Raw genomic sequence first — 20,501 nt, 5'->3', positions numbered from 1 at the left:
CATTTTTGGCATTTTACGACTCGATAAAAAGAATCCACGACAAAAATAATGGTTCGTGCGAGGAAAAAGAACGCGAATGAATAGGATGTCACATTGCGGCGCGTCGGGAATCGTACACGACAGGAGATAAGACTTCCCAAAAACAGAAAAAATGCCTATAATAAGGACAACTATATGTATTTGTTTTGTATAAAAATACCCTGCGTCAATCGCGCATCTGAATCCGGTGTGGTGCAAAAAAGACGAAGGTTATGCAAAACAGCGCGCAGCTTCCCCGCATGGAGGCCGTGCAGATACGGAGTTAAGGTTAAGTCACACACAATTTTCAAGAAAGAGAGGAGACTGCATATGAGGTCCTCAAAGAAAAGAACGCTCAAGAAGGTTTTAACGAACATCTTTGTTGTTTTGCTGGTGCTCGTGTATTTCGGCAGCTCGGTCGCAAGCGAGTTTACCGGACAGATCAATTCTTTCCTGGGTATTTCTACATCCAAAATGGTCAAAAAGGATGGAAGTCCTGTTGACGAAAATGATTATGCAAGATACTATGACAGCGAATTTACATCGGTTGCCGACTTAAAGGCTGCCGGACTTGCAAAGGTACGTGAGGTGGAAGGCGAGGGCGCCGTTCTGCTGAAAAACGATAATAACACACTGCCGCTGCAGGGAACAGACGTATCCCTCTTTGGTGCAACGGCAATCTCCCCGGTATACGGCGGTACCGGCTCCGGCGCGGTATCCTCCGCGGACGCTCCTTCCTATAAGGACGTCATGGAAGAGGGCGGCTTTACGGTCGTGAACAGCGACCTGCTCGACTGGTACCTGGAGGAGGAATACGGACGCGATTTTGATGATGGAAACATCAACGAGGCTTCCTGGAAAAGCATCAATAAGTCTGACGCTGCAAGCAGCTTCGGCAACGGCGAGACCGCGATCTTTGTGGTTGGCCGTGTGGGCGGCGAGGCAAACGACCTCAAGAGCGTAAACCACGACGACGGCAAAAACGGCGATTATCTGACTTTAAACAAAAACGAGCGCTCCATTCTGGAAGGGCTGAAGGAGCTGAAGGATGCAGGCGATATTTCCTCTATTGTTGTGCTGATCAACAGCGCAAACCCGATTTCCGCGGAGTTCATCAACGAAGAGGATTACGGCGTTGACGCGGCGCTGTGGATCGGTTCTGTCGGACAGACCGGTCTTTATGCGGTGGCTGATATCCTCTCCGGTTCGGTGAATCCGTCCGGTTCGCTCCCGGATACCTGGTGGGTGGATAACCTGCTTGACCCGGCGATGGCAAACTTTGGAAGCTACACCTATGAAGGCTCTGACGGTTACGATTTTGGTTCCCACGGACGTGTATACAATATGTATGTTGTATATCAGGAGGGCATTTATGTCGGTTATCGCTACACCGAGACGCGTTATGAGGACGTAGTGCTCGGCACGGAGAATGTTGGCGACTACGAGTATGACGAGGTTGTGGCATATCCGTTCGGCTACGGTTTAAGCTACACCGAATTTGAAATGTCTGATATGGAAGTGACGAAGAGCGGCGAAGGTCAGGAGACGACCTACACGATCAATGTCAACGTGACGAACACCGGCGACGTGGCTGGTAAGAAGGCAGTGCAGATTTATGCGCAGAAGCCGTACACCGATTATGACAAAGAAAACCAGATTGAAAAGGCGGCGGTAGAGCTGGTTGGCTACGGCAAGACGCAGATGCTCGAACCGGGCGCAAGCGAGACCGTTACCGTAGAGGTACCGGAGTACTTCCTTACCTCTTATGACGCATACGGCACCGGCGTTTACATTCTGGATGAAGGGAAGTATTACTTCACGGCGGCGGACAACTCCCATGCTGCGGCAAACAACATTCTTGCTGCAAAGGGCAAAAAGGTATCCGACGGCATGACAGAGGATGGCAATGCGGACATGGTTTACGATGTAGACTATGATTTCGACAGCGAGACCTATGCGACGGCATACGGCACCGGCAACGAAGTGACCAGCCTGTTTGCGGACGCGGATATCAACCGCTACGAGGGCAGAGGCGACAACTCCGTTACCTATATCACCCGCAGCGACTGGGAGGGCACGACCATGATGTTCACCCCGGACGATGACGAGGGATGGAATACGAATTATGTGAAACTGACGATGACGGATCAGATCGCAGCGGACGTTGTGCTCGACGATGCGGATATCCCGGAGAACGACGGAAACTGGCCGACGATGGGTTCCACGGAGACAGAGTACCAGTTAATCGACATGCTGCAGGACGATGCGGGCAATCCGATCCCGTACAGCGATGCGAAGTGGGAGGAATTCCTCGACCAGCTCACCTACAGCCAGCTCAGCAAGCTGTGCGCGGTTGGCCTTCGTATGACGGTTGCGGTACAGGAAATCGGCAAACCGGAAACGCTCGACCACAACGGACCGAGCGGTGTGACACAGGCATACAGCATCGGACCGAACGGTTATGCAACGCAGACGAATGACCCGGATAAGGATCAGACGGGTACCTGCTATCCGTGCAATGGTATCATCGCGGCAACCTTCAACGACCAGCTTGTAGAGGAAGTCGGCACGCTGATCGGCGAGGACGCTATGTGGGCAGGCTATGCAGGTTTCTACGGCACTGGCCTTAATATCCACCGCACACCGTACGCAGGACGTGTATTTGAGTATTATTCTGAGGACGGTATCCTCACCGGTCTGATCGCAGGTGTTGAGACGGCGGCGATCCAGGAAAAGGGCGTATATGTTTACAACAAGCATTTCGTTCTGAATGATCAGGAGGAACAGAGGCAGGGTATCGGTACCTGGTGCAATGAGCAGGCGCTGCGTGAGCTTTACTTAAGAGCATTCGAGCTTCCGATCGTAAATTCGGATGCGAAGTGTGTGATGACGGCGTTCAACCGTCTCGGCGCAATGTGGTCCGGCGCAATGTACAACCTGCAGACGGCATGGCTGCGCGGTGAGGCCGGTATGACTGGCTTCGCAGTAACCGATATGTACGACGGCAGCTACATGTCCAAGCCGCATGAGGTTCTGGCAGGAAACGATATCCCGGATAACTATCCGGGCGTGAGCGGAACGAATGTGGAGGGCGCGGCGAGCGACCTTGGCTTTGAATTTGCAGACTATGCTCCGGGAGCTTCCAAGGAGAACGCACAGATCGCACAGGCGATGAGAGAATCTGCGCACCGCATTCTGTACACGGTAGTACACTCCCGCGGTATGGACGGTATCAGCGCGGATACGATGATCGTGCATGTGACGCCGTGGTGGTCCACGCTGCTGACGACACTGACATACGTGTTTGCAGTGCTGTCGCTGCTAAGCGCGCTCTGGCTGATCCTTGATATTGCAGGCTTTAGCTTCAAAAAGAAAAAGAAGGCGTAATCCGGCACAGGTCCGGGCAGTTTCTGCCCGGACCCTGAAAAGAAAGGAAAGAGACTATGAGAAGACGTGAGAGTCTGCTGAACCGGGAATGGCAGTTTGCCGGCCCCGACAAAAAAATTACAACCGTCCGCCTTCCCCATACCTGGAATAATATCGACGGACAGGACGGCGGCAACGATTATTACCGCGGTACCTGCACCTACACCACCACCTTTGCGGCGCCTTCCTTCGATCCGGAGACGGAGTGCGTGTATCTGGAATTTGACGGCGTGAACGCGACGGCGGACGTCACCTTAAACGGACGCGCCTGCTGTCATCACGACGGCGGCTATTCTACCTTCCGCGTGGAGGTGACAGACCTTCTGCAGACGGAAAACGATCTGCAGGTGGCGGTGGACAACAGTGTGAATGACCACGTGTATCCGCAGAAGGCGGACTTTACCTTCTACGGCGGCATTTACCGCGATGTAAAGACCATCGTGGTTCATAAAAAGCATTTTGATATGGATCACTTCGGCGGACCGGGCGTGAAGATCACGCCGGTTGTGGACGGAGAGGACGCAAAGGTAACCGTGGAGAGCTGGAACAACGCGCCGGAGGCGGAGACGGTGATCACCATTCTGGACGCTGCCGGGAAACCGGCTGCGGCTGGCGCGGGAAGCAATGCGATGATCGTGATGAAGAAGCCGCACCGCTGGGACGGTGTGAAGGACCCGTACCTGTACACGGCGGTGGTCGAGCTGAAGGAAGACGGCATCGTGCTCGATGAGGTGCGCCTGCGTTTCGGCGTGCGTGCATTCCATGTGGATAAGGACAAAGGCTTTTTCTTAAATGGCCGCTGCTATCCGCTGCGCGGCGTATCGCGCCACCAGGACAGAAAAGGTCTGGGCAATGCAATTACAGAAGCTGAGCATGATGAGGACCTGGAGCTGATCCGCGAGATGGGCGCCACCTCCATCCGCCTTGCGCATTATCAGCACAGCCAGTATTTCTACGACCGCTGTGATGAGATGGGCTTTGTGGTGTGGGCGGAGATCCCCTATATTTCCGAGCATCTGCCGAAGGGACGCGAAAACACGATCTCGCAGATGAAGGAGCTGATCACTCAGAATTATCACCATGCCTGTATCGTGTGCTGGGGCGTGTCGAATGAGATCACGATCTCAACGAAGGACAAGAAGGACATGCTGGACAACCATCATGTGCTGAATGATCTCTGTCATGAGATGGATTCTACGCGTCTGACGACGCTTGCCTGCTACGCGATGTGCGGACCGTTCAACAAGGTGGCGCATATCACGGATATCGTGGGCTGGAATCTGTACCTTGGCTGGTATGTGCCGGGGCTGTTTTTAAACGACCTCTGGATCAGTTTCTTCCATCTGGTGTACCCGAAGCGCTCCCTGTGCTTCTCGGAGTACGGCTGTGAGGGTATGCCGAATCTTCACTCGGAGCATCCGCGCCGCGGTGACCACACGGAGGAATATCAGGCGAAGTATCACGAATTTATGCTGCGCTGCTTTGAGCGGCATCCGTATATGTGGGCAAATTACGTGTGGAATATGTTTGACTTCGCAGCCGACGCGAGAGATCAGGGCGGCGAGCCGGGCATGAACCACAAAGGGCTTGTGACCTTCGACCGCAAGACGAAGAAGGACAGCTTCTATTTATACAAGGCGTTCTGGAGTGACGAGCCGTTCGTGCATATCGCCGGGAAGCGCATGGCTGACCGCACGGGTGCAGAGACGAAGGTGAAGATCTACACGAACCAGCCGCATGTGAAGCTGTACAACAACGGCAAGGTAATGGGTGAGGCGGATGTGGATAAGGTAGTTACCTTTACGGTTCCGCTTTCCGATGTGAACAAGCTGGAGGTGCGCGCGGGCAAGTTGCGCGACACGGCGGTGCTCAGAAAGGTGAGCAGCCCGAATCCGTCCTATAAACTGAAAAAGGATAAAAACAGGCAGAAGAGCAACTGGGTATAAGGCGCTTATCCTGCTGTAGAAAAAAGAAAGGAGTCTGTGGAAATGAGTAATAATTCTGCAAAGACGACCGGGCAGGACGGCATGAACCGCGCGAAAGCGTATCAGCTTGTGCTTTTCCCGCTGAATAACGGCGCGACAAATGTATACTTTGTGTTAGTGCTTTCCTACATCGCGATGTTCGGCAACGGCGTGCTCGGCCTGTTGATGGCGTTTGCGACTATCATGGTGACGGCGATGCGTCTCTGCGATGCAATCACCGATCCGATCATTGGCGCGCTGATTGACCGCACCAGCGGCAAATTTGGCAAATTCCGTCCGTTTATGATCATCGGCAACCTTGTCATGGCGGCGAGTGTGCTGGTGCTGTATCTGTTTACCCCGCTGATCCCGGAATCTATGATGTGGCTGCGCTATGTGCTGTTTGTGCTGCTGTATTTTATCTGGGTGATCGGTTATACCTTCCAGACCTCCTGCACCCGTTCCGGGCAGACGGTTCTGACAAATGATCCGAAGCAGCGCCCGATGTTTACGCTGTTTAACACGGTTGGAAGCCTTATCGGTATGGGCGCGATGCAGTTCTTGGCACCGATCATCCGTTCCAACGTTGGCGACTACAACACGGCGGAATTTTACCGTGTGCTCGCCCCGCTTGGCATCGTGATCTCGATCGTGCTGACGATCCTGGCAGTGATCGGTATCTGGGAGAAGGACCAGCCGAAGTATTACGGCATCGGCGGAGCAAACGCCGAGAAGGTAAAGGTTTCCGAGTACATTGCAATTATCAAGGGCAACAAGCCGATGCAGCGTCTGATGGTTGCCGGTGCGGGCTGTAAGCTGGCACTCGCTATCGCCACAAACGTGTCCGTACTGTGTATGCTGTACGGCTGTATGATGGGAGATTACGACGGACTGTATCTGCCGATGATGGTGCTCGGCTATGCATGCTCGGCGCCGTTCTTCCTGCTGACGATCCGTACTTCTCAGAAGGAGGGGCAGAAGGCATCTCTGGAGAAATATGTGCGCCTGGCGCTGATCATGTACGTAGGCGTGCTTGTACTGCTGCTCTTCTGGAGGCAGGGCGACCCGGCATTCAACCTTTCCCTTATGGGAGAGAATGGGCTTTCCATTAATCTGTACACGATCCTGTTTATCGTATTCTTTGGCATCGGCTATGGAGCGTACTATTCTACTGCAGATATGCCGATCCCGATGGTTGCGGACTGCTCGGACTACGAGACGTACCGCTCCGGCAAATATATTCCGGGTATCATGGGTACGCTGTTCAGTCTGGTAGATAAGCTGGTTTCTTCGCTCGCTACCACGGTTGTTGCGATTGCGGTATCGTTTATCGGTCTTTCTGACCTTCCGGCAGCAGAGACGCCGTATGCGCCCGGCATGAACTGGGTGGTGATCGTGCTGTTCTGCATCATTCCGATGCTGGCATGGATCGCGACGCTGATCGCGATGAAGGGCTACACGCTGACCGGACCGAAGATGAAGGAAATCCAGGCGGTGAACGCGGCAAGAAAAGCGGCGATCGCTGACGGCAAGACGATGGAGCAGGCGATGAAGATGTATCAGACCATCGATCAGGTTCCGGCGGAATTTAAATCTTAACGGAAAGCTGCCGCGAATAGTAGTTTTTAACAATAATTTTGTACAATTTTGTATGATTTCTCATTTGTAAAATTGACACTTCTATATTATAATAGGGTATAGAAGTGGCGGAATGACCGCTGAATGCGATATCCTGACGGATATACGCTTCGGCGGTCGTTTTTATGATATTAATGGGGGAGGAAGAGCGATGCTTCTGATTGCAGTCGTGGACGATGACACGAAAGAAATGCAGGAACTGGTTGACTGTGTGGAACATTATTTTAATGCAAAGGGAGAGGAGCACGTGATCCACCGGTATTATGACGGTGTGGAGTTTATCCGCAGCCGGGAGCTTTATAATATCGTATTCCTGGATATCCGTCTGGGCGAGATGGACGGGCTGGATGCGGCGAGATTTCTGCGCATTGTCAACAAGGAGGCGCAGCTTATTTTCGTGACGCATATGGCGCAGTTTGCTATACGCGGCTACGAGGTGGACGCGATGGACTTTATCATTAAGCCGATCGATCAGTTTTCCATCGACCGCGTGCTGGAGAAGGCGATCAAGCGCATCAGCGACAGCACCAATGTTACGCTTGCCTTAAAAACTTCGGACGGCATCGTGAGCATTCCCTCGAACAGCATCTATTTTGTGGAGGTGTACGATCATGACCTCATCTACCACACCGAGCAGGGTGATTACAAGGTGCGCGGCAGGCTGGGCGAAGTGCGCAAAAAGCTGGACGACCGCAATTTTATCCAGTGCAACCGCTCCTATCTGGTAAATATGCGCCACATTAAACGGGTAGGAAGCGATTTTGTGGAAGTAAACAACGAGCGTGTGCAGATTTCAAAGTCGCATCAGAAGGAGATAGAGCAGCGCTTCATTAACTTCCTGGGGAAAAGCGTATGATGACGCCGGTCTGGTGGATCCGGGAGATAGACTGGCGCATATCCTCCGGGATCATCTTTTTCATTCATCTGGTCGTGTGGAACAAGGCGGAAAAGAAGCGTTCCTTTGGTGCGCGCATCTTTCTGAGCTTCGCCCTTTTGTGCGCGGCAAGCTGGTGTATGCGCTACACGCTGGAGGTCGTCCTGTCCCCAAAAGTGCTGGTTGCCATCGGCTACAGCTTTTATATTATGGTGCTGAGCCTTCTGTTTGTTCTCTGTGCCCGGTTTTGCTATCATATTTCCAACGACGCGGCGATTTTTAACAGTATCATAGCGCTCACGATCTACCGGATATCGTGGGATGCGGTAAAGCTGATCTCGGCGATCCCGGTCAGTCCGGACGCTACCTGGACAGGCGGAAGCCCCTTTCAGTCGATCATGTCCTATATGCTGTATGTGCTTATTGAGGTGTGCTGCCTGAAGGTATATCAGTATTTTGTACATCGCGAGGTTTCCTTCCCTCTGAAAGCGATCAGGTGCATATTTGTTGTCATTCTTCTCAGCCAGATGCTGCTGGAGTTTATGTATCAGCTTTTGTTTCCGAAAAAGCTGACAGATTCCGGAATGTTGTTTTTCCTCACGGCGCTTCTGTACAGCGTCGTAAACTTTATTTTGCTGATGTTGATGGCGTATCTGTCGCTTCTGCAGCACGAAAACTTAAGTATGCAGAATTTTATCAGCAGCAAGCAGCGTTATTATGAGATCAGCCGTGAGGGAATCCTGTCGCTGCAGATTAAATGTCACGATCTGAAGCATTACGTCAACCTGCTGCGATCGACAGAGGGGCAGCGGCAGTTCCAGAAGTACCTGGACAGCCTGCGGGATTCCATCGACGAATTTAATACGGTGGTGGATTCCGGCAACAAGAGCCTGGACGTGGTGCTCACGGAGAAAAATATCATCTGCTCCATGAACGGCGTGCGCTTTACCTACATTGTGGATGGAAAGCTCTTTTACTGCCTGACGGACATGGAAATCTATGCGCTCTTTGGAAATGCGATGGACAATGCGCTGGAGGGAATGGAGCATGTTGAGCATCCGGAGAAGAAGTTTATCTCCCTGCGGGCGGCAAGACGCGACGATATGGTGATCCTGGTGGTGGAAAATTATTTCGAGCATGAGCTGAAATTTGAAAACGGTCTTCCGATCACCACCAAGGAGGAAGAACATCACCACGGCTTCGGGCTGCGCTCGATCATTGCGATCGCGCAGCAGCACGGCGGAAACGCTTCCGTGGAGGCGGAGGGAAATACCTTCCGGCTGACGGTATCCATGCGGATCGAGCCGGAGGAGTAAGGTGAAGCAACGGTATAGTCTGGAGAAAGTTAATGTATCCTAAAGGGCATCGTGATATGCTGCTTCCGGAGGATCAGCACTCCAGCGAAGCTCGTATTCCGGATTACGAAAATCAAAATCCTCTGTAAAAAGATATGTCAGCAGAATGATATCCGGTTTTTCTTCCGGGAAGTATTTTTCCACAGATCCATTTTCGGGGAAAGGGATCACTGTGGAAAGATAGTGCTGCCTAGGCAGATGAAGATAGCGGCGATCGTTTCTGATATCCCGCTCCTCCGGCTGAATATCTGCGAAAATATAATTTTGGTAGCTGTTGCCCGAACGACGGGAAAGGATACCGATCTCAGTGCCTGCTGTTAGTCCTTCACGCTTGATATCCAGCAGGAAACGTTTTGAAAGCGTTCCATATTTTCGATATGTTATGCGGTCGCCTGCCGGTGTCAGCAGATAGTGCTTTTCGGGCAGAACTTCAGAGACGGGGAGGCTGCTTTTTCTGAGCCGTTCGCAGCGGGACATTTTTTGCTGGAGCATTTCTGATTTTTCAAGAAACTGTTCCAGCTTTTCTATTTTCTGTTTCACCGCCTCTATGCCGTAGGCAATCTGTTCACGGAACTGGATCCTCTGGGTGGCCGGATCGATATAGTTGTGCAGAAGCTCAAGCGGAACACCAGCCTCCACATAATGTTGGATAGAGCGGACCAGACTGCCCTGTGCGAGCGTGTAATAGCGGTAGGAATTATCCGGATCGATCCAGACAGGGGACAGGACGCCGATCTTCTCATAGTAGCGCAGCGATTTGGCATTGACGCCCGTCAACTGGGAGAATTCACCGATCGTAAATAAATTATCTGTTTTTTCCATTTTATACTTGACCTTCCCATAATGGTATACCTTATAGTATAAATACAAAATATAGTTTCGTCAATGGAAAACGGGAAATGAAAAAGACCGGGGCAGGCGTCTGCGTCGGATATTGCATAGTACACAAAAATAAAAAATATTTGCGGATGAAAATCGTGAATTTGCGAAAATAAAATCGGTTTGCGTCGAAAATCAGAAGAGTGCCGAAAAATGGGTGCTCTTCTTTTTTGTGCAAAATTATGCTATGATTGAAAAAATAAACCAATCGTGTGAGTATTGGTAAAAGGAGGATAAGTGTATGAAGAGAACCATGAAAAAAGCTGTCAGCGTGATGACCGCAACAGCGATGGCTGCATCTCTGACGGCGACGGCTTTCGCGGAAGAGAGCGCATCAGAGTACATTGCAGCGCCGTACACGGTGGAGGAGGGCGTCGAGTGCCCGACTGAGTACTTGGCGCCGGTATTCTACGAGAATGCAGACGGCCCGACCATCGGCGTGACGCTTGTTGGCGTGATCCAGCAGGACGGTCTGTATTTTAAAGACAGCGATAACGATCAGGAGCTGGATGTATTTGAGGACTGGCGTCTTGGCTCGGAGGAGCGTGCGGCGGACCTGATTGGAAAGATGACGCAGGAGCAGCGTATCGCGCTTCTGAAAAATGCGCTGGTAACCAGCCCGTCTGCGACAACGGCGGACGAGGTGTATGACGAGGAGGGGAATGTTATCCTCAGCCAGCTCGTGATGCTTCCGGTGGAGGAGGATGAAAACGCAGAGGAAGAGGGCGAAGCAGACCCGATGGCGGCGCTCGGCTCCGCCTTTGATTATTCAAATGTGACGGTGGCAGAGGTACGCTCCGGTGTTCTCCGTAAGGATAACGATACGGAGACAGGCGCACTCTTTAACAACGCGCTGAACCAGCTGGCCGAATTTACGGCGGTATCAAAGGGCGAAGTAAATATTCCGTTTATGCTGATCTCCAATCCGATGCTCACCGGATATCCGGCAACACAGGGCTTTGCGGCGGCTGCGATCGGCGATGGAAATTATGATCTGATTCAGAAGTTTGCGGAGCTGGATGCAGAAATCTGGGATGCAAAGGGTATCCGTCAGATGTATGGTCCGCAGATCGACCTGATTACGGATCCGCGCTGGAGCCGTAACGAGACGACCTATACCGAGGATCCGGAAGTAATGTCCGGTATCGCAAATGCGTTGGTTGTCGGCTATCAGCACGGTACAGACGGCGCGCAGGACGGCGATGTTGGTCTGATCATGAAGCATTTTCCGGGCGATGGCGCTGCGGAAAATGGATTTGAATCGCACTATGGCATGGGACAGTGGCGCATTTACGCTACCGAGGGCTCCCTGGAGAAATATCAGCTCGTTGGCTTCCAGGCTGCAGTAGACGCAGGTGTTGCAGGTATCATGCCGAGCTACAGCCGTCCGGCTACTGACGGACGCAGCGCAGCACAGAGCTATAAGGGCGTTGAGATCACTCCGGAGGAAATCGGAAGTGCATACAATACCACGATGCTTCAGACGCTGCTGAAGGATACGATGGGCTTTGACGGCTTTATTAACTCCGATTCCAACATTATTACAAACCAGTTCTGGGGCGCAGAGGATATGACTGAGGCGGAGCGCTATGCGGCTGTTATCAACGCGGGCTGCGACGTTGTCGGCGACGGCTTCAGCGCAACGATGGATCTGACGTCTGTTACGGAAGCGGTGACATCCGGTCTGGTGACAGAGGAAGCATTTACACGCGCAACCACAAACCGTATGGTATCCTATTTCGATATGGGTATGTTTGACAACCCGTACCGCGATGCGGCAGAGAGCAAGGCGCTCGGTGAAGAGAAGGCGGACGAAATTTCCGCTATGAAGACAGAAATAAACCAGAAATCGGTTGTTCTGATGAAGAACCATGAGAACGCACTGCCGCTTTCCGATACCTCCAAGAAGGTTTATGTTGCATCCTTTACGGCAAACGGAGAGGATGAGACGGCTCTGGAAAACTGGACGGCTGCCTTTGAAGGCGCCGGCTACACGCTTGTTGAAAGTGCAGAAGAAGCGGACATCGCATTCCTGGATGTGGTTCCGGGCGGCGTTTCCATGAGCGCGGAGTACATGGCAGTTCTGGACCTGGCAGACGGTCTGGAGGTTGACCAGGTGAGCACGGAAGACCAGACAGAAAAGACCGGCGAGACAGTTGATGTTACAACGCTGTCTGACGTGGATGATATTGCGGAAATCGCAGATGCGGTACATGCAAACGGCGGTATCGTGGCGGCATCTGTAAACATCTCTAATCCGTGGATTCTGACGAATCTGGAGCCGTACTGTGACGCTCTGCTCGGTTCCTTCTCCACATCGGTAGAGGGACGCATGGATGTTCTGACCGGCGCTTACAATCCGACCGGTAAGCTTCCGGTAACGATGGTATCCTGTGATGCGGTGATCGCAGTAAACGATACGGATATCGACGGCACGACTTATCCGGTTTGCGTATCCCCGAACGATGTTCCGGGTTACGACAAGGACCAGTACATCGCAGAGGACGTGCTTGCACAGTCCCCGTCCGGCAGCTATGCTTACCAGGATGCGGACGGCAACGTATATGCTCTGAACTATGGTCTGAGCTACGATGCGGCAGAGTAAAAACTGACCAAAATGACAGGGCGGGAGTCTGCGCTGAAAAAGACATATTACACAAAAATGAATCCGACTCGCGGTAAAAACAGTGCTATTTGCGGCAAAAAATAGCGCTTGCGTCGGAAAAATGGGGGTGTCCGTATTTTGCGGGCACTTCTTTTTTGTGCAAAAGTGTGATATGCTAGGGAAAATGAACCAATGACCGTGCGTATTGGTTTAATTTTACAAAACTTCATATCAAAAGGAGGATAATTGTATGAAGAAAACTATGAAAAAGGCTGTCAGCGTGATGACCGCTACCGCGATGGCAGCGTCTCTGACGGCAACTGCTTTTGCAGAAGAAGGCGGAGCAGAGTACATTGCAGCGCCGTACAGCATCGACGCAGAGCAGCAGGGACCGACGGAGTATCTTGCCCCGGTGTTCTATGAGAACGCGGACGGACCGACCATCGGCGTTACGCTTGTTGGCGTGATCCAGCAGGACGGTCTTTACTTCAAAGACAGCGACAACGACCAGGAGCTGGATGCATTTGAGGACTGGCGTCTTTCCACAGACGAGCGTGTGGCGGACCTTCTCACAAAGCTGAACAGAGAGCAGCGCGTAGGATTGCTGGTAAATCAGCTTATGTGCAGCCCGACCGCAAAATCAGCGGAAGAAGTTTACGATGAGGAAGGCAATGTGATTTTCAGCCAGCTTATGACGGTAACTCCGGATGCGCTGCATATGGTACTTGCAGAAGAAGAGGAAGAGGGCGAAGAAGGAGATTTTGCTTCGAAAGCTGCAGGAGCAGCGGCAGGCATGGGTGCGGAAGCACGTCCGAACAGCACCGGCGAGATGCTTACCTTTGAGAGCCGTTCCGGCGTACTTCGTGTGACAACGGATGCAGAGACCGGCGCACTGTGGACAAACGCAGTAAACATGACGGCAGAGTATGCGGCAGTTGCCAAGAGCGAGCCGACTGTGCCGTTTACCATCATTTCCAACCCGCAGGCAATTTATGAGGCTCCGGGTACCCAGGGCTATGCAGCCGCTGTTATGGGCGATGTTGCAGCAGGCGGAGACTACAGCCTGATCGAGCGCTGGGCAGATATCGACAGACAGGTATGGGATGCAAAGGGCATCAGCCGTATGTACGGTCCGCAGATCGACCTTATCACAGACCCGCGCTGGAACCGCAACAACGGTACTTATTCTGAGGTTCCGGAAGTAACGGCGGGCATCGCTTCCGCACTGGTATCCGGTTATCAGACGGGAACAGACGGCGCGCAGGACGGCGATGTCGCTCTGATCATGAAGCACTTCCCGGGTGACGGCGCAGCTTACAACGGCTACGAGTCCCACAATAAGATCGGTGAGTGGCGTGTATACCAGACTGAGGGTTCTCTGGAGAAATATCAGCTTCCGGGCTTTGCAGCAGCAATCGACGCAGGCGTTGCAGGCATTATGCCGGGTTACAGCCGTCCGGCGGACGAAGGCACCTACGGCAGCGTGGCTCAGAGCTACCAGGGCGTGGAGCTTGACCCGGAACAGCTTGCAAATGCGTACAACACCACCATCCTTGGCACATTGCTGAAGGATACGATGGGCTTTGACGGCTTTATCAATACCGATTCCGGTATCGTGGAGATGGGTATGCAGTTCGGTGCGGAGGATCTGACCGTTCCGGAGCGTATCGCGGCAATCATCAACGCAGGTTCTGATGTAATCGGCGACTGGTTCAGCGGCATTAACTGGGATGCTTTCTACGAAGCATATGACCAGGGGCTCATCGAGCAGGAAGCGCTTGACCGTGCAAACGGCAATACGCTGGCAACTGTTTTCGAAATGGGACAGTTTGAGAATCCGTATAAGGATGTGGAAGAGAGCAAGGCAACCCTGGATGGTCTGGCAGCAGATATTGAAGCAATCGGTACCGAGCTGAGCCAGAAATCCGTTGTTCTGATGAAGAACCATGAGAACGTACTTCCGCTGGCAGATACCTCCAAGAGCGTTTACGTTGCATCCTTCACCAACGCAGGCGAGGATGAAGCAGCTCTGGAAAGCTGGACGGCAGCATTTGAAGAGGCTGGTTACACCATCGCAGGCAGCGCAGAGGAAGCGGACATCGCATTCCTGGATGTAGTTCCGGGCGGCGTTTCCAACAGCAACACCTTCATGAACGTTATCGACCTTGTGGACGAGCTGGAGGTTGACGAAGTAAATCATCCGACAGATGCGTCCAAGACAGGCGAGACAGTAGAAGCTACCACTCTGATGGATGTAGAGGATATTCCGGGAATTGCAGACGCGGTACATGCAAACGGCGGTATCGTAATCGCTTCCATCGACATCAGCAGCCAGTGGATCCTTACAAACCTTGAGCCGTACTGCGACGGTCTGATCGGTTCCTTCAAGACTCCGGTTTCCGCACGTATGGATGTGCTCACAGGCGCTTACAACCCGACCGGTAAGCTTCCGGTAACGATGGTTTCCTGCAACGAAGTGATCGCAGTAAACGAAGTGACCGCAGAAAACGGCGAGACCTATGAAATCTGTGTATCCCCGAACGATGTTCCGGGTTATGACAAAGACCAGTATATCGCAGAGGATGTGCTTGCACAGTCTCCGTCCGGCAGCTTTGCATACCAGGATGCAGACGGCAACCTGTACAGCGCATGGTATGGTCTGAGCTATGATTCCGCAGAAGCGGCTGCAGAGGATGCAGCAGAAGAAGCTGCAGAGACAGAAGCAGTAACCGAGGCGGCTGAAACAGAAACAGAGGCGGCGTAACGTCACATTCAGCAGCTTTGCAATTCAAAATGGAGGTATCCGTATCTTGCGGATACCTCCGCTGTATTTTAAAATTATCTGCTTGTGCGGCTTCTGATCCAAAGGCTCGTCTGCATTGCAATAAAACGTATGCAAATGTTCTGCTGGATTGCAGCTGAACGGGCGGGTGATTTTGCGCCGGAAAAGACAGATTACACAAAAACGAAGATAAATTACGACGAAATATGCTTATTCACGACACAAATACACATTCACGACAGAAAAAGGCGGATATCTGTTTTTTTGGGTGCTTCTTTTTTGTGCAAAAGTGTGGTATTCTATTCTATATAAAATAACAATATTAAGGGGTGTCCTGTCGGGGCTTTCCCCTTCGGTGAAAGGAGAATGATTTATCATGAAAAAGAGATTTGTTGTAGCGCTGATGGCAATGATGATGGTTCCGGCAACCGTATCTGCAGCAGACGTAAATATGGAGCTGAATTATGAAGCAGCTCCGGAGGATTACGAGGGTACCTGGACGCTGGTAAATGCGTACACCGCAGACGACGGCGTTATTGATGTGGCTGAGGATGCCTGCACACTGGAGCTTGAGCTGAGCATTGATGCAAACAAGCTGGTAGACGAGGCTGCTTACATCCATGCAGACGCGATCAACCTCAAGGGAACCATGTCCTTCTCTCATGACGACATCGATGTAGACGATTACAAGTGCTCCGGAAGCTGGGAGAACTGGACAACCGTAGATGTTGTCGGCGAAGGCGAGTGCAATTTCAGTGGTGCAGATAAATTCAAAATCCGTGACGACGACGAGGGCGTTTTCTTCGACGTAATCACAGGCGTTGAAATCGACGACATGGAGCTTTTCGATGTAATCGGCCTGAACGCAGACGGACAGCTCATCGTTGGCTACTCTGAGGATCACATCGAGAAGGATGCTGACGCAGAGTGGGAGTACGCTTACATTTTCGAAAAAGCAGAGTAAGGGAAAGATTATCAGATGCAGCTGGCATGAGGAAAGGCTGTCTGATGTGGCTGGCATAAGGCAAGACCATCCGATGCGGCTGGTATACAGAAGATAATTGGTTACTGTGAACGGAGTGAACAGTAACGATAATTGTGCAGGGAGAGAGATCCGAAGAATGGATTTCCCTCCCTGTTTTTGTTGCTGCCGGGTTGGTAATTTCCGGAAGCTGGCCTGCAAAAAGGCGGTATCAGTCCGGTAATCGTAAAATTCCTACAAAATCAACTTGCACAATAAACGATCTCATATTATAATTTATGTGCAACAAAAAACATAGATGATGGGGGATACCAACCGGGTAATCTTTGACCTGACGGATCATCTGGAATATTACGACGAATTAAAAAAGAAGGGAGAGAAAGCGAAGGTGTGTAAAGCATTTGAGGACCATTACAAATCGGGCGTGGAAGAAGGAAAACAATTGGGAATAGAGCAAGGAATAGAGCAAGGCAAACAGCTTGGAATGGAGCAGGGAAGGAAGCTGGGAATTACAGAGGGCATCCGTGCATTGATAGAAACCTGCCGTAAATTCAGCATATCCCGAAACGATACGCGGAACAGCATCATCAGCCAGTTTCAGATTCCGGAGGAATCGGCGGAAAGGTATATGGCAAAGTATTGGCAGTAAGTTTATCGTAACAATTTATCTGCTAAATTACAAAAACTTCTTGACCTGGAGCAAACTCCAGATGCTATACTGCAGAAAACCCAGTATAAACAGGCAGAAAGCAAAGCTGCTGCCTGTGGAAAGCAGGTGGACACATGACGATTTCAGAGGTAAGCCAGAAATACGGGCTGTCGCAGGATACGCTGCGCTATTATGAAAAGGCGGGCATGATCCCGCCGGTTCACCGCACTTTGGGCGGGCTGCGGGACTATACAGATGAGGACTGCGGTTGGGTGGAGCTTGCCAAATGTATGCGCAGTGCGGGTGTGCAGGTAGAGGCGATCGCGGAGTATGTGCGGTTGGCGCAGCAGGGAGATAAAACCCTGGCAGATCGCTGTCAGCTTTTAAAGGAACAGCGCGTGCAGCTTGCAGGGCAGCTGCAGTCGATAGAGGCGGCGATGGAGCGCCTGGATTACAAGATCTCGCGCTACGAGGAGGCTGTGAAAACCGGTGTGCTGCATTGGGACTAAACGCTGGCAGACATATCTGGAGAGAACTGCGAAAATGTCGGTTATGCAGGCCGGTGAAGAAGCAGCGGCGTATGGAACGGACGGGAGGATGTCCGACGGCAAATAAAAAGGAGGATTTGTGATGATTTACAGAGAGTTTCAGGATTTAAAATTATCAGCGCTTGGTATGGGAGCGATGCGTCTCCCGGTGGTCGATGGCAACGACAGCGTGATCGACGAGGCGGCGGTAAATGAGATGGTCGCGCATGCTATGGAGCATGGCGTAAATTATTACGACACCGCGTGGGGATACCACAACGGAAATTCCGAGCTTGTTATGGGAAGAGCGCTTGGCAGGTATCCGCGTGAGAGCTTTTACCTTGCCACAAAGTTTCCGGGCTACGACCTGTCAAACATGGATAAGGTAGAAGAGATCTTTGAAAAACAGCTCGAAAAATGCGGTGTGGAGTATTTTGATTTCTATCTCTTCCATAACGTGTGCGAGATGAATATCGACGCTTACCTTGATCCGAAATACGGTATTTTTGAATATCTGCTGAAGCAGAAGGGAAACGGGCGCATTAAGCACTTGGGCTTTTCCGCGCATGGCTCCTGCGATGTGATGAAGCGCTTCCTGGAAGCTTATGGAGAGCACATGGAATTTTGTCAGATTCAGTTAAACTATATCGACTGGTCATTCCAGAACGCGAAAGAAAAGGTAGAGCTTCTGAAGGAATATCATCTGCCGGTGTGGGTGATGGAGCCGCTTCGCGGCGGAAAGCTGGCAAAGCTTTCGGATGAAAACGAAGCAAAGCTGCATGCACTTCGCCCGGAGGAGGGGATCCCGGCGTGGGCGTTCCGCTTCCTGCAGACACTGCCGGAGGTGACGATGGTGCTTTCCGGAATGTCAAACGCGGAGCAGTTAAAGGATAACATCCGAACCTTTGGCGCCGACAAGCCCCTTACAGAGAAGAAAATGAAAACGCTCATGGAGATTGCCGGACAGATGACAGGCGGCGTGCCGTGTACGGCATGTCATTATTGCACATCGCACTGTCCGCAGGGGCTGGATATTCCAATGCTGCTGAAGCTTTACAACGAGCATTCCTTCACGGGAGGCGGATTTCTTGCGCCGATGGCGCTGATGGCGGTTCCGAAGGAAAAGCAGCCGGATGCGTGTCTTGGATGCAGAAGCTGCGAGGCAGTCTGTCCGCAGCAGATCAAAATTTCCGAGGCGCTGGCGGATTTCGCAGCAAAATTGTAAAAATACTTTAACGACAGAACCGCAGAAGGCCGCGGATGAAAAAATATGCGGTTTTGTTGCTTTGCAGGCGTTTTGGTCGTCAGACAGACTCCGCATGGATGTACAAAAATCGTACACTGTGCGGAGTTTGTCTATTGATGTAAAAAAATGTTCTCTCTAAGATAAAGACAGAATGCTTCTCCGCTATTCTTGGGGCGGGAGGGCAAAAATACTGTCTTACACAGGAGGGAATTATCATGGATGCATCAAACAAAGCTGTGCGTTTTGGACTGAAGAAGGCATTTGATTATATCGGAAAAGATCCGGATACGAATTTCACAAAGCTGATGGATTGGGTGGACCGATTCGCCGGGGAGGGACCAGACAGCTATGAGCCGCAGCGAAGGGCGTTCCGCCAGGTGATCGAGGATCCTGAAAATAACATGTATCAGCTTCTGAAAAGTCTCTGGACGGACATCGACGAGGAGGTCCTGAAAGCAACCTTTGAAAATTTTATTCTGAATGCAAATCTGATCGGCTGGCCGCAGCAGGAGCGTCTGCGCAGACGCTACAACTGCAATATTCCGTGGGCGATCCTGCTTGATCCGACCTCGGCGTGTAATCTGCACTGCACCGGCTGCTGGGCAGCGGAGTATGGCAACCGGCTGAATTTAAGCTTTGATGAGATCGACTCCATTATCTGCCAGGGCAAGGAGCTGGGCATTTATATGTATATTTACACCGGCGGAGAGCCGCTGATGCGAAAGTACGATCTGATCGCACTCTGTCGGAAGCATCATGATTGCCAGTTCCTGGCGTTCACGAATGCGACGCTGATCGACGAGGAGTTTGCGGACAAGATGCTGGAGGTGAAGAATCTCATTCCGGCGATCAGTGTGGAGGGCTTTGAGGAGGCGACCGACGGGCGCCGCGGAAACGGAACCTTCGGCAGGGTCGTGCGGGCGATGGAAATTCTGAAACGGAAAAAGCTTCCGTTCGGTATCAGCTGCTGTTACACCAGCCAGAATCTGGATTCCATCAGCAGCGACAGCTACATAGATCAGATGATCGCCTGGGGCGCAAAGTTTGTGTGGTATTTTCATTATATGCCGGTTGGAAATGATGCGGTAAAGGAGCTGCTGCCAACGCCGGAGCAGCGGGAATATATGTATCATAAAATCCGCGAGGTGCGCTCTACGAAGCCGATTTTTGCGATGGATTTCCAGAATGACGGGGAGTACGTGGGCGGATGCATCGCCGGCGGACGCCGTTACTTCCACATTAATGCCAACGGTGACGCCGATCCGTGCGTATTTATCCATTATTCCAACGCAAATGTCCGTCAGCAGACGCTGCTGGAGATCCTGCAGTCGCCGATCTTCATGGCTTATCACGAAGGGCAGCCCTTTAACGAAAATCATCTGCGTCCGTGTCCGATGCTGGAAAACCCGCAGATCCTGCAGGAGATGGTGGAACGGACAGGCGCACATTCCACGGATATGATGTCCCCGGAGAGCGCTTCGCATCTCTGTGAAAAATGCCGGGAATATGCCGAAAACTGGACGCCGAAGGCAGAGGAGCTGTGGAAAAAGTAAGGG

The 20,501-nt window shown here is 51.9% G+C and carries 13 protein-coding genes; 12 read left to right on the top strand and 1 reads right to left on the bottom strand.

The features are described 5' to 3' along the window. Positions 1–348: 348 nt before the first annotated feature. From ACLU9Q_RS01425 to ACLU9Q_RS01405, 5 genes are all read left to right on the top strand, one after another. Positions 349–3,405: a glycoside hydrolase family 3 C-terminal domain-containing protein gene (locus ACLU9Q_RS01425; RefSeq protein ID WP_412624572.1), complete on the top strand. Its 3,057-nt coding sequence runs from the start codon at positions 349–351 to the stop codon at positions 3,403–3,405. Between the two features lie 56 nt (positions 3,406–3,461). Continuing rightward, positions 3,462–5,390 carry a glycoside hydrolase family 2 protein gene (locus tag ACLU9Q_RS01420; protein WP_412624571.1) on the top strand — a complete coding sequence of 643 codons (1,929 nt, stop codon included), beginning with the start codon at positions 3,462–3,464 and terminating at the stop codon, positions 5,388–5,390. Positions 5,391–5,432: 42 nt separating this feature from the next. Continuing rightward, on the top strand, positions 5,433–7,007 hold the full coding sequence (locus tag ACLU9Q_RS01415) for an MFS transporter (protein WP_412624570.1): 1,575 nt from the start codon (positions 5,433–5,435) through the stop codon (positions 7,005–7,007). A 112-nt stretch (positions 7,008–7,119) separates the two neighbouring features. Next, positions 7,120–7,902, top strand: a complete 783-nt coding sequence (locus tag ACLU9Q_RS01410; protein WP_412624569.1) for a LytR/AlgR family response regulator transcription factor — start codon at positions 7,120–7,122, stop codon at positions 7,900–7,902. Then, on the top strand, positions 7,899–9,236 hold the full coding sequence (locus ACLU9Q_RS01405) for an ATP-binding protein (protein WP_412624568.1): 1,338 nt from the start codon (positions 7,899–7,901) through the stop codon (positions 9,234–9,236). The genes ACLU9Q_RS01410 and ACLU9Q_RS01405 overlap by 4 nt, the downstream gene beginning before the upstream one ends. Positions 9,237–9,275: 39 nt before the next feature. Here ACLU9Q_RS01405 and ACLU9Q_RS01400 read toward each other — a convergent pair whose 3' ends face one another. Next, the gene (locus tag ACLU9Q_RS01400) at positions 9,276–10,097 is read right to left on the bottom strand and encodes a MerR family transcriptional regulator (RefSeq protein WP_296907865.1); all 822 of its coding nucleotides are present in this window, start codon (positions 10,095–10,097) and stop codon (positions 9,276–9,278) included. A 298-nt stretch (positions 10,098–10,395) separates the two neighbouring features. Between ACLU9Q_RS01400 and ACLU9Q_RS01395 the strand changes: the two genes are divergently transcribed. From ACLU9Q_RS01395 to ACLU9Q_RS01365, 7 genes are all read left to right on the top strand, one after another. Beyond that, positions 10,396–12,759 (top strand): glycoside hydrolase family 3 protein, encoded by a 2,364-nt coding sequence (locus tag ACLU9Q_RS01395; protein ID WP_412624567.1) that lies wholly within the window; start codon positions 10,396–10,398, stop codon positions 12,757–12,759. A gap of 250 nt (positions 12,760–13,009) precedes the next feature. Next, positions 13,010–15,523 carry a glycoside hydrolase family 3 N-terminal domain-containing protein gene (locus ACLU9Q_RS01390; protein ID WP_412624566.1) on the top strand — a complete coding sequence of 838 codons (2,514 nt, stop codon included), beginning with the start codon at positions 13,010–13,012 and terminating at the stop codon, positions 15,521–15,523. A 394-nt stretch (positions 15,524–15,917) separates the two neighbouring features. Next, complete coding sequence (locus tag ACLU9Q_RS01385; protein ID WP_296839504.1) at positions 15,918–16,505, top strand: hypothetical protein; 588 nt, start codon at positions 15,918–15,920, stop codon at positions 16,503–16,505. A 316-nt stretch (positions 16,506–16,821) separates the two neighbouring features. Next, on the top strand, positions 16,822–17,172 hold the full coding sequence (locus tag ACLU9Q_RS01380) for a hypothetical protein (RefSeq protein WP_296908505.1): 351 nt from the start codon (positions 16,822–16,824) through the stop codon (positions 17,170–17,172). A gap of 134 nt (positions 17,173–17,306) precedes the next feature. Further along, on the top strand, positions 17,307–17,681 hold the full coding sequence (locus ACLU9Q_RS01375) for a MerR family transcriptional regulator (RefSeq protein ID WP_296839501.1): 375 nt from the start codon (positions 17,307–17,309) through the stop codon (positions 17,679–17,681). Positions 17,682–17,802: 121 nt separating this feature from the next. Further along, a complete protein-coding gene (locus ACLU9Q_RS01370) occupies positions 17,803–18,924 on the top strand; it encodes an aldo/keto reductase (protein ID WP_412624565.1) in 1,122 nt (373 codons plus the stop codon). Positions 18,925–19,160: 236 nt separating this feature from the next. Continuing rightward, positions 19,161–20,498, top strand: coding sequence for a radical SAM protein (locus ACLU9Q_RS01365; protein ID WP_296839495.1), 1,338 nt, complete (start codon positions 19,161–19,163; stop codon positions 20,496–20,498). The last annotated feature ends 3 nt before the right edge of the window (positions 20,499–20,501 follow it).

The organism is Marvinbryantia sp., from assembly GCF_047017445.1.
Taxonomy (GTDB): Bacteria; Bacillota; Clostridia; order Lachnospirales; family Lachnospiraceae; genus Marvinbryantia.
This window is presented reverse-complemented; position numbering and strand designations above follow the sequence as displayed.